We start from the raw sequence: 12,397 nt of genomic DNA on the forward strand, positions 1-12,397 counted from the left end.
ATGTTTTTATCCTTTTTGCTGGCCAGCTTGGGACACTTTCATCATAACAAGAGGTCTTTTTTGTGCTCAAATCTCATTTTCATTCTTACGAATATTAAACTCTCTCCAAAACTCCATTTACATCTTTTTGTGATGGAGTTTCTTCAATATCTTCTTCAGATAACACACGTTCTATTTCCTGATCCATTAGTTTGTTTGCATTTTTAGCGCCATATTTAACCATGGAGATTTTATATAACACTGCCCCAAAAACAGCCCATGCTAATATGATTACCCACTCATACGGCCAAACTAACGCAGAAGGCATACCTGGTAGATATAAAATACATACACCAATTGACATTAGGACAGCTAACCAACCAATTAATGTACCTCCTGGTAATATAAAAGGTCTTTTTAAATTAGGCTCTCTTTTCCGCAAAATAATAAAGGCAATTGCTACTAAAACCCATGCAATAACAAGCGCAAACCCACCTGCATCTACTAACCAGACAAGTGCTGGGCGACCGAATAATGGTGCTAAAGTAGTCAAAACCGCAATGAGTAAAATTGCTTTATGTGGCGTTCTATATTTAGGATGTAGCTCGCCTAATGCCTTCGGCAGCATTCCCGCTCTCGCCAATGCGAAAATAGCACGACTACCGCCAACATAAAAACCAATCCAGCTTGTTAATATCCCACCGATTCCACCAAGTACTAAAACATTTCCCATCATTTTACTACCACCAAATGCCTTTGCCATCGCATCTGCTGTAACAAGCGATGAACTAGCAATTTCTGATGGTGTCAGCACGTATGAAACGCCGAAGATAATTGCTACATACCAAGTAATAGCTAAAAATACTGAAATGATTAGAAGTTGTCCAATTCGTTTACGTGGTAGATTAATCTCTTCTGCAGCTTGAGGTATCACATCGAATCCTACAAACATGAATGGCGTCATAATCAATACAGCCATAATGCCACCCCAGCCTTTTTCAAACAAAGGCTGCATATGCTCAGGGCTTCCTGCAATAGAACTTCCCGTAACAAGCAATACACCTGAGATTAATATGAGTAATGTCAAAATTGACATCACAACACTTGTAATTTTCATACCCCTATAGTTAATCCATGCAATAATAATTGACCCAAGAATTCCTACTGCTACCCAAGTGAAATTTACATCCCAGCCTGCAATTGTATACATATAACCAACGCTATAACCAGGAACGACATATTCAAAAACAGTTGGTAATGCTACAGCTTCAAAGGCTACAACTGATACATACCCAAGAATCATTGCCCATGTTGCTATAAACGAAGTGAGCCGTCCAGTCGCCCTATAGGTAAAGAATAGTTCCCCGCCGGATAATGGCATAGCTGAGGACAATTCCGCATACGTTAACCCTATAAATATAACAAGTAATCCACCTATTAAAAATGCTATGATTGCTCCTAGTGAACCTGCTTCTGTAATCCATAAACCAGCTGTTACTACCCAACCCCAACCAATCATTGCTCCAAATGCAAGCGCCATAACGTCTCTATTCCCCAAAATTTTCAATAGCTTTTGATCTTCCATCTTACACCCCCGGATAAGAGTCTATTGAAACACAATAGACTCTATTAATGGAATTACTCTCGATCTATCTAGCTTTGAATAATTTTTCATTAGTTTTTAAAGTGCCGCCAGCTGCTCTTCAACCTCTTGTTGAACAATTAGTACAGCTTCACGTAATATAGCAATGAGGTCATCTATCTGCGCTTTTGTAATAATCAATGGTGGTGAGAAACATACGATGTCTGTATTGTCATAAGTAACTGCACGACATATAACGCCACGTTCATGTAATGCCGCAATAATTCTTGGCGCCACTTTCAACTCGGCAGGAAAGCGTTTATTCGTTAAAGGGTCTTGTACAAACTCCATCGCTCCGAGTAAACCTAATGTGCGAATATCGCCTACAATCGTTGATTCCTCTTTAATGGATTTAAAACCTTTTTGTAATTCTTCACCCATTTTAGAGGAGTTATCTACCAGATTTTCACGTTCTAAAATTTCAAGGTTTTTTAGAGCTACAGCCGCACCTGTCGGATGTCCACTATAGGTAAAACCATGGAATAATACTCCTTCTGATTTTTCCTTTAGCACATTATGCACGTGATCGGAAACAATGACACCACCTAGTGGGAAATAGCCACTTGTTACACCTTTTGCAAATGATAATACATCCGGCTCTACTCCATAATTTTCAACACCGAACATTTTACCTGTACGTCCAAATCCTGTAATAACCTCATCTGCTATATATAAAATGCCATATTCATTGCATATCTTGCGCACTTCCTTGTAATAATCTTTATGTGGGATCAGTACTCCACCTGCCCCTTGGACAGGTTCTGCCATGAATGCCGCAATCTTTTCTGGTCCTTCAGCTTCAATTACTTCGCGAATGGATTGAATCGATGACTCAGTACCAATTTCATATGGAGATTTTGCATGCACAAATCCTTGCATCAAATTCCCTGCCATGTCCCAAAACTCAGGTATACCTGTTGCACTTGTAGCACCTGCTGAAACGCCATGATATCCTCGTCGCAAAGCAATGATTTTATTTCGCTCAGGTTGACCTTGAATACGCCAATAATGACGAACAATTTTTATTGCTGAGTCATTTGACTCTGAACCACCTGAAGTAAAGAACACCGCATTTAAACTAGGTGGAGCTAAATCAGCAATTTTCTTTGCTAGACGAATAGCCGGCTCATTACTAAAATTTGAAAAACATGAGCTGTATGCTAATTGTTCCATTTGTTCTTTTGCTGCTTCTGCTATTTCTTTGCGACCGTGCCCAATGTTAACATTCCAAAGCGACGACATAGCATCTATATACTTTGTACCCTCTTTACTAGTTAAATATATTCCTTCACTCTTATCGAAAATCACTTTTGGTCCATTAGCTTGTTGCTCTTGAATTGATGAGGTTGGATGAATAAAATGCTTTTTGTCCCATTCTTTTAAAGTTGTCATCTGTATTCCTCCTTTTTTTATTATCTCTTATTGAAGTGATGGTATAACTGTAAACTACACATGATGTACTGAATGATGTCTGTTTTTGCTAAAAGAATGTTAACCTCCCTTCTTAACTGCATTAAAAAAACCAATTCAAAAAGACTACAGATAGATATCTGTGAGTCAAATTGAACTGGCTTATATCTGCGACAAAAAACCGGGTTTTGGTTTTTAACAGATTAGGCAGTCATATTTGTAAACTCAAGCACTTTACTATATGTTTTAGGGCTACCTTCAAAACTTACCCTTAATACATATTATTGACTATAGATTTCAAATATTCAAACTATTTATAGTTGGTTTTATAAAATATTTTACGAGATTACTAGTCAGATTTTGTTTATGATAAAAAGACCATCTCCGTAGTCCTCTTTTATCCTTTTACAATATTGGTTGAACGATGCATAGTTTCTTTAATAGAAACACCGCGTTTTTTCATTTCTTCCATGTATTTTTCACCTGGAACTACTTTCTCTGGTGGATATACTCCACGTTTTGAAATCGTACCATCGCCTACTAATTGAGCAACTACTGAAATTGTATTTGCAGTTGCTAATGCCATTGCTGTTTCATTGGTATCTTTGTCTTTCTTAATAATTAATTCGTATTCGTACGAAACAAGCTCTTCACCTTTTTCACCTGAAACAATTACCCGTAATAATACCGCATCCGATTTATTTCCAAGAGACATTTTACTTTGTAGCACTTCACGTAAAACATCACGTGCTTTGATGGCCTGACCTTCTAGATTAACTGTTGTCTCCTTATTTGTTAAACCTAAATCTACAAGTAACTTGAACTTTTCTGCATGACCTTGATAGCGAATTGTTTTATATTCCAACGTATTCACATTTGGAAAGGTCTGTGCCAAAGTAGATAAACCGCCTGAAGTATGGAATGCCTCCAGCCCGGTAAAACCATCAAAATAAACCTTTTCAATCTCTGACAATGAAGCAATTTCCTGCAGTTTTCCACCACGAATAACATGCGAAGGGTCAGTATAGTGATCGAATACGCCTTCTAGTGAAAACACAATGTTATAATCCAGCGGTGGTTCTTTTTCAACTGGAATTCCTCCAACAAAGATTTTTATCGATTTGATGTTATCTAATTTTGAAGCACCATAACCTGTTAAAATATTAATCATTCCTGGTGCAACACCTAAGTCTGGGATCAATGTAATACCTTTTTCTTTAGCATCCTCAGATAACTTTAAAACAGCATTTGTTGCACCGCCAATGTGACCACCAAGATCGACTGAATGCACCCCTACTTCAATTGCCATACGTGCAACTTTTTCGTTAAATGTATAAAATAGAGCGTTTATCACAACATCTGCTTTTGCCATCACCCATTTTAACTCCGCATCATCATTGGCATCTAGATGTAGCACTTCTAATTTATCTGACTTCAATAACTCAGCGAATAATGTTGTTTGGCTAACATCTAAATCTGCTAAGTAAACTTTTTCAACCTTGTCACTTTTAACTAAATCACGCGCAACCTCTTTCCCCATTAAACCTGCACCTAATACTGCTACTTTCATCTGATTGTCCCCTTTCTTTGTTATTATTCGGTATCAATTTGTGCTCTTTGCAACTTGCCACTGTAATCGATGTAGATACTCTTCCATTCCGTATAGACATCCAATGCTGCAACACCAGAATCACGATGACCATTCCCTGTTCCTTTTGTGCCACCAAACGGTAGATGAATTTCTGCCCCAGTTGTACCAGCATTGACGTATACAATACCAGTATCTAAATCACGCTGCGCTTGGAATGCTCGATTAATATCTTGTGTAAAGATGGAACTTGAAAGTCCAAATTGCACACTGTTATTGACTTCAATAGCTTCTTCTAAACTTTCTACTTCTATCAATGAGACAACGGGACCGAAAATCTCTTCTTGTGCAATACGAGCATCCCATTTCACATCAGTAAATAAAGTTGGTGCGTAATAAAAACCTTGATCAAAAGGTGTTCCAGTTAATATATTGCCACCTGCAAGTAACTTCGCACCTTCCTGACGGCCTAATTCTACATAGCTATTAATCTTGTGTAATGCAGTTTTATTAATAACCGGACCAATTTTTACCGACTCATCTAAACCATCGCCAATCGTTAATAGTTGCATAGCTGTTAGGAGGCGTTCTTCCAGCTCTGCTTTTACATCTTTATGCACAATCACTCGACTACATGCCGTACAACGTTGACCCGCTGTACCAAAAGCACTCCACAAAATCCCTTCAACAGCTAATTCTAAATCAGCATCATCCATTACTATCACTGCATTTTTGCCACCCATTTCTAAAGAAACTTTCTTTAAATGACGGCCGCCCAACTCTGCCACCTTGCTACCTGTAGCAGTTGAACCTGTGAACGAAATGACTTTGACATCTGGATGCTCGATTAATGCTGTTCCTACTTCTGAACCTGATCCAAAAACAACATTAGCAACGCCATCTGGTAAACCTACTTCTTCAAATATCTTCGCCATTTCAAAAGCCATCATTGGCGTTTCTGTAGCAGGTTTCCAAATAAATGTATTCCCCGCGACAATTGCAGGGAAGGATTTCCAAGTTGCAATAGCTACAGGAAAATTCCAAGGTGTTATTAAACCAACAACGCCAATTGGAGCACGAACACTCATAGCAAATTTATTGGCTAACTCTGACGGAGTTGTTTCCCCGAACAAACGACGCCCTTCTCCAGCCATATAAAATGCCATATCAATGCCCTCTTGGACTTCGCCTCGACCTTCTTCAATTACTTTTCCCATCTCTTTTGTAAGTATCTGAGCTAAATGTTCTTTCTTTTCTTTCATTCTTAAGCCAATTGCATACAAATAATCTGCGCGTTTTGGTGCTGGTACGAGTGCCCAACTTTTTTGCGCCTTTTTTGCAACAGCTACTGCTTGCTCCACAGCTCCTGTTGAAGACATAGGCACTTGAGCTAATTCCTCACCATTTGCAGGATTAATAACGGGTACGAATTTCAAATCTTCAGAGGTTCCCCATTGCCCTCCGATAAAATTTTGCAACTTCACTGCTATCCCTCCTTCTAAATGAAAACGCTTTCTCTGTATATATTTTCTACAAAATACCTAAATATCCTTCATTTTCTTTAAAATTGCAGTCAATTTATTTTTTCCTCAAAATTTACGAAACCTTTTAAAATCTCGAATCGTATTAATATTAAATACTAGACTTTAACAATTGGGAGGAAGAAAAAGATGAATAATCATGAAATTGATTACAAATTATATGGCGATGACATGCAGTTTGTAGAGGTAGAATTAGATCCACAAGAAACAGTCATTGCTGAAGCTGGTGCATTAATGATGATGGAAGACGGCATTCGCATGGAAACTGTTTTTGGTGATGCCTCAAGCGGTGGCGGTTTCATGGGTAAATTAATGGGCGCTGGTAAAAGACTTGTAACAGGTGAAAGTTTATTCATCACAACATTCACAAATGAAGGTTATGGAAAAAAACATGTTTCTTTTGCTTCTCCCTATCCTGGGAAAATCATTCCTATGGATCTAAGTCGATATAACGGAAAAATCATTTGCCAAAAAGATGCATTCTTAGCAGCTGCTAAGGGGGTTTCGATCGGCATCGAATTCCAACGTAAATTAGGAACAGGATTTTTCGGCGGTGAAGGTTTCATCATGCAAAAACTAGAAGGTGATGGCATGGCGTTCGTTCACGCAGGCGGTACAATCATTCAAAAGAACCTACAAGTCGGTGAGACTTTACGTGTAGATACAGGTTGTCTTGTAGCTATGACAGCAGATGTTGATTACAATATTGAAATGGTTAAAGGTGTAAAAACTGCCCTATTTGGTGGTGAAGGTCTATTCTTCGCAACTCTACGAGGACCAGGAACAGTATGGATCCAATCGCTTCCATTTAGCCGTTTAGCAAGCCGTGTATTTGCAGCAGCGCCTCAAGTACCAGGTAACAAATCCGTAGGTGAAGGCGGAATCGGCGGCCTATTTGATATTTTCAACAAATAAGGACGGCAACCTAATTACACAACATCCTATCGCAGGGGTTGCATAACCAACACCCTGTTGGACCAAGGTACCCTTTCAGCTACGAATCACGTTGGAGGATAGAAGCTATAGTCAATATTTGACTTTAAGCGCTCGTCCAGCCTTTATAACTCATATTCAATGCTTATAACTCACCCTACTCTTTAATAAGAGTAGGGTTTTTTCTTTTACATAGCGTTGTATCTTATTACTACTGTACCTAACATTCTATTAGTCATCCTTCACTATTATTAATCTATTTAAAAATTCTTCTTTTCCTCTCTCCCTTATGATAAACTTACAATAATTTCAAAAAAGGAGTGGACGAATATGAAAAGCACTTTAATGACTTTCAAAGACAACTCGGAGGGCATGCTGTCTTAATATTGAGAGTTTGACCTCCGGTATTTTACTAATACGGAGGAAAAAAATTGAAAACACAAAATATTTATTATGCAATCACTAGTTCACGCTCATTACTTATACAAATGGTATTCACACTGAACGCAATTTATTACGTTATAAATGCAGGTTTAAATCCATTACAGCTAGTACTTATTGGAACGATTATGGAGGTATCTGTATTTCTTTGTGAAATGCCAACAGGTTTAGTTGCAGATCATTATGGACGTAAACGTTCTCTATTCATCGGAACTTTTATAATTGGAATGGCACACTTACTTGAAGGAATATTCCCAGCCTTTTGGTCAATTGCCATCGCTTCAGGTTTGTGGGGATTAGGCTGGACATTTATTAGCGGTGCTGAGGAGGCTTGGATCGCTGATGAATTAGAAGGTAAAAATTTAGATTCAGTATTTCTTAAAGGTGCTCAATTTAGTTCTTTAGGTCGATTTTTCGGTATTTTGCTTAGCGTTTTTATTGCTACTATATTTTCAGTGCAAGTAACAATTATTATTGCTGGAATTTTATTAGTACTACTAGCTTTTGGTGTATTATCCACAATGCCAGAGACAAAGTTCGTCAAAATTTCACGAAAAAAAGATATTTCTGCCATACATCATCTTATAACGACAATTCGACACGGTGCGCGCCAAATTAAAGGAAATACAATGCTCGTGAGTATCGCGATTATAACTATACTTTTGGGGTTGGCGAGTGAAGGATTCGATCGACTATGGGGTGCTCATTTTATTGAAGACTTCCATTTACCTGAGGATGAATCTATCTACTGGTTTGGCGCTTTTTATGCAGTAGCGTTTTTATTAAACATTGTCGTTTTAAAATTTGTAGAGGGTCGTTTCAATAAAAATTATCCTTTAATTCTTTTGATTGCCAATGGTTTATTAATTATTGTAATGCTTGCATTTGCCTTTAGTTCAAACTTTTTACTAGCTCTTCTAACTTTCTGGATAGCAGGAGCGCTGCGTGATGTTAACTATCCGTTAATGAGCGTAATGACGAATGAAAGATTAGAAGCACAGGGTCGTGCAACTGCTTTGTCTATGTTCGGACAACTCGATGCTATTGGGCAAATTGCTGGGGGACCTATTATTGGACTATTAGCACTTTATACAACAATCGCTAGTGGTATCGCATCTACTGTGGTGTTTATCTTACCGATTTTATTCTTCTTAGTACTGATGCAAAGAAAGCTTGCCAAATCTATTTAGATATTGTACAAACAAAAATGTGCCGTGGATTCCAAGATCCTTCCGGCACATTTTTTTATTTCACTTGACTCTTTACTTCTTTTCCCTGTAAACAAGCTGCAATTGACTCTACATTTTTTGCCATCATATTATTTCTAGTACGAATTGAGGCACTACCTATATGAGGAAGCACTACAACATTTGGCAGTGTTAATAAAGGATGATCAGTTGGGACTGGCTCTGTTTCAAAAACATCAAGTCCCGCTGCCCAAATTTCTTTATTTAATAATGCTTCATATAAAGCTTGCTCATCTACAACTCCACCGCGTGCAACATTAATAAGAATTGCGCTATTTTTCATCAATGCAATTTCACGTTTACCGATTAATCCTTTTGTTTCAGATGTTAACGGAGTTAATAGCACAACAAAATCGGATTCTTTTAGTAATATATCTAGCTCTGCATACTCAAAGCCATATTTTTCTTCAGCTTCAGGCTTTCTTGTACGATTGTGATATAAAACTCTCATATCAAAACCCATTCCTCGTCTTGCTACCGCTTCTCCGATACGTCCCATTCCTACGACACCTAAAGTTGCACCATGAATGTCCATCCCTGTTAATTGGTTAACAGACCACCCTGTCCATTTACCCTCTCGTACTTCACCCTCTGCTTCTGGGATTCTACGAGCTGTTGCAAGCATTAGAGCAAATGCTAAATCTGCTGTAGTTCCTGTTAAGACATCTGGTGTATTCGTTACAATAATACCTTTTTCCTTTGCAGCTTTAATATCAATATTATTATAGCCAACTGCTAGGTTAGCGATTATTTTTAACTTTGGTGCCTCTTCAATAACTTCACGAGTTATTTGATCAGAAATCATGACCCACATTGCATCCGCTTCACCAGCTGCTTGTTTTAATTCTTCAGCAGGCATCGGTTGTTCCTCTGACGACCACATCTTCACTTCAGCTATTTCACGGAGTGGTGCTATGCCCTCCTCTGGTAATTTTCTAGTAATCCAAACTATGGGTTTCATATAAACTGCCTCCTTTAAAGAACATAATGAAAGCTTATCATATTAACAAAGTATTCTGATTAAAATGCATAAAAAAACTGTCTTAATAGATAAATTTAACTTGTCTATTAAAACAGAAAAGTGAATTAAAACTTTCTCACAGTTGTTTCTAATTCTGTAGCTGCTTGTTTTAATTGTTCTGAAGTTTCACCAATAGTTGTTACGACATTCGATAATATGTCCATTCGTTGCTCTACTTCTTGAAAATCTTGGATAGTTAAATTTACAGCCTTACCGATGTTCTCAAATTCCTGCATTGATCTTTCATTTTCTTCAATACCATTAGTTACAAGGTTCTGAATATCTTGAATAGCTGTTACTACTTCACTGGTTACGCCACTGGACATACCAATTAAACTTGCAATTTGTTCAACAGATTTCTTCGTTTGATCTGCAAGTTTACGTACTTCATCAGCCACTACAGCAAATCCTTTACCATGTTCCCCAGCTCTAGCAGCTTCAATTGCTGAGTTTAATGCAAGTAGATTTGTTTGACCTGCTATATTTTTTACGATCTCGATTACTGCATGAATTTCTGATGAAGATGAATCTAATTCCTGAATCATTTTTGACATTTCATTTGTTCTTTCATTAATTTCATTTGTATGCTTTTTTAGTAGAAGCATTTGCTTATATCCTTTTTCCGATGCTTCTCGAGTTCCTTTTGCATCTTGAATACTGCTCTTCAAATGTTTATTCACTTCACTAGTACTTGCAATTAATGTGTCAACAGACTCTGAAGTTTGGAAAGAATGCGATTCTAAGTTACTAGAAATACTACCAATAACATTTTTCACATGCATACGCGTTTTTTCTTGTTGTTGTTCTAATAATTGATCTGAAAATTGATCATATTCTTCAAGAACGATTTGTTGTTCAAAACTAATTATTTTTTTCACAGAATTAATCACGGTACGTTCTAAAGTAGTCTCTAACTCTAAGTCATATATTTTCTCGATTAAATTATGTTCTATTTTTTGGAATGCGGCTAAATACCATTTTGGATATAATCCAATTCGAACATGTACTTTTGCCACACGAACGCGCTTTTCGATAAACGTATCATCAATAATACCATCGAACATTTCAATTACATGATGTCGTAATGTTTGACGTAGTCTTTCACCAGAGCTATGTTGCTGGATCAGTTCCTTTAGAGAAGCGACAGTTTCAATTGATGCATAAAATTGCTCTACTATCTCGACTATATGTTTCTCAACTGTAGGTTGCAATTGACGCGCGATATGTAAATCTTCATTTTTTAGGTTTAATAAATCTATTTGGTGTAGACGTTCCTGATCACTTATAAAAATCCCAGTTTTCGTTATGTCTACTTCCGGGAGAATCACCTTATTCACCTTATTACGTTTGAATGATAACATAAACTTATTTCACCCCTAAATTATCTATACATTTTACTAAACTATATCAAAAAACAAGTCTTTATATCCATTATTTTAACACTTTTTAAATAAGTTTTTTCTGCCACATTTACAAATAGGTCTAAAGACTATTCATGCCATAAAAAAATGAGCGCTCCCTACAGCGCCCATCTCCATATTATTATTTCATTTTTTATAGTTCATCAAAACCATTATCTTGAACATTTACCTTCACATATTGACGAGAACGTTGTTCGAAGAAGTCCGTTTTCCCTAAGTCAACATCTTCATAAGCTTTGATCCATTTCATCGGATTTTTACGGTAGCCGTCAAAAGGTCTTTCATAGCCTAATTGTGAACAGCGTACATTTGTATAGAAATAAATATAATCTTCTACATCATCTACATCTAAGCCGTCAATTTTATCTCCAATGACTTCATGTGCCCATTCAATTTCAAGTGCAGCTGCTTCACGGAAAATATTTTCAACTTGCTTAGCGCGCTCTGGTGTATCGTATTCAGGATACTCTTCTAACAATTCTTTATAAATTTTAACGAATAGATCAACATGAAGCTGTTCGTCACGGTTTATATAGTTAATCATCGTACTCGTTGCTACCATTTTTTGATTGCGTGCTAAATGGTAGAAAAATGCGAAACCAGAATAGAAGAATAAACCTTCTAAAATAACGTCATATACGATGGAATTTAACATATGGTCGATATTAGGTTCTTCAGAAAATGTTTTATATCCTTTAATAATGAAGTCATTTCGTTTTTCAAGAACAGGCTCTGTACGCCAGAAATCAAATACTTTATCTTGCTCATCTTTTGATACTAAACTTGAAAGTATATATGAGTAAGAATGATTATGAATTACCTCCTGCTGTGCAAGGATAATCATTAAAGCATTTAAGCTAGAATCTGTTAAATAATCAGCCACTTTTCCTGCATAGTCTGTTTGAACACTGTCTAACATAGCAAGTAATCCGATTGTTTTCATAAATGCTTCTTTTTCATTCGCTGTTAATGTTGGGAATTCTTTAATATCGTTCCCCATATTAATTTCGAAAGGAGTCCAAAAGTTACCAAGCATCTTTTTGTATTTTGGATACGCCCAACTAAACCGAACATCATCCCAGTTTAATATATTTGAAGAGCTCCCATTTACAATACCCGTTGAATGGTTTGGAGCTGTTTTATCTATTAATTGGCGTTTCTCTAGCTTTGTCAT

The 12,397-nt window shown here is 37.0% G+C and carries 9 protein-coding genes; 2 read left to right on the forward strand and 7 right to left on the reverse strand.

Features of this window, described 5'->3' with window-relative positions; translation table 11 throughout:
* Positions 1–94 precede the first annotated feature (94 nt).
* From MHH85_RS17860 to MHH85_RS17875, 4 genes are all read right to left on the reverse strand, one after another.
* On the reverse strand, positions 95–1,564 hold the full coding sequence (locus MHH85_RS17860) for an APC family permease (protein ID WP_340707932.1): 1,470 nt from the start codon (positions 1,562–1,564) through the stop codon (positions 95–97).
* 96 nt (positions 1,565–1,660) lie between these two features.
* Complete coding sequence (locus MHH85_RS17865; protein WP_340707933.1) at positions 1,661–3,013, reverse strand: aminotransferase family protein; 1,353 nt, start codon at positions 3,011–3,013, stop codon at positions 1,661–1,663.
* A 415-nt stretch (positions 3,014–3,428) separates the two neighbouring features.
* On the reverse strand, positions 3,429–4,601 hold the full coding sequence (locus MHH85_RS17870; RefSeq protein WP_340707934.1) for a saccharopine dehydrogenase family protein: 1,173 nt from the start codon (positions 4,599–4,601) through the stop codon (positions 3,429–3,431).
* 23 nt (positions 4,602–4,624) lie between these two features.
* A complete protein-coding gene (locus MHH85_RS17875; protein WP_340707935.1) occupies positions 4,625–6,103 on the reverse strand; it encodes an aldehyde dehydrogenase family protein in 1,479 nt (492 codons plus the stop codon).
* A gap of 186 nt (positions 6,104–6,289) precedes the next feature.
* Between MHH85_RS17875 and MHH85_RS17880 the strand changes: the two genes are divergently transcribed.
* Both MHH85_RS17880 and MHH85_RS17885 read left to right on the forward strand, forming a co-directional pair.
* Complete coding sequence (locus MHH85_RS17880; protein WP_193738233.1) at positions 6,290–7,075, forward strand: TIGR00266 family protein; 786 nt, start codon at positions 6,290–6,292, stop codon at positions 7,073–7,075.
* A 449-nt stretch (positions 7,076–7,524) separates the two neighbouring features.
* The gene (locus tag MHH85_RS17885; RefSeq protein ID WP_340707936.1) at positions 7,525–8,724 is read left to right on the forward strand and encodes an MFS transporter; all 1,200 of its coding nucleotides are present in this window, start codon (positions 7,525–7,527) and stop codon (positions 8,722–8,724) included.
* Positions 8,725–8,779: 55 nt separating this feature from the next.
* On the opposite strand, the gene MHH85_RS17890 is transcribed toward MHH85_RS17885, so the two are convergent.
* The 3 genes from MHH85_RS17890 to MHH85_RS17900 all read right to left on the reverse strand — a co-directional run bounded on the left by MHH85_RS17890 (position 8,780) and on the right by MHH85_RS17900 (position 12,397).
* Positions 8,780–9,742 carry a 2-hydroxyacid dehydrogenase gene (locus MHH85_RS17890; RefSeq protein WP_340707937.1) on the reverse strand — a complete coding sequence of 321 codons (963 nt, stop codon included), beginning with the start codon at positions 9,740–9,742 and terminating at the stop codon, positions 8,780–8,782.
* 125 nt (positions 9,743–9,867) lie between these two features.
* Positions 9,868–11,163, reverse strand: coding sequence for a globin-coupled sensor protein (locus MHH85_RS17895; protein WP_340707938.1), 1,296 nt, complete (start codon positions 11,161–11,163; stop codon positions 9,868–9,870).
* A gap of 193 nt (positions 11,164–11,356) precedes the next feature.
* The gene (locus MHH85_RS17900) at positions 11,357–12,397 is read right to left on the reverse strand and encodes a ribonucleotide-diphosphate reductase subunit beta (protein ID WP_340707939.1); all 1,041 of its coding nucleotides are present in this window, start codon (positions 12,395–12,397) and stop codon (positions 11,357–11,359) included.

Source organism: Viridibacillus sp. FSL E2-0187 (genome assembly GCF_038006425.1).
Lineage (GTDB): Bacteria > Bacillota > Bacilli > Bacillales_A > Planococcaceae > Viridibacillus > Viridibacillus arvi.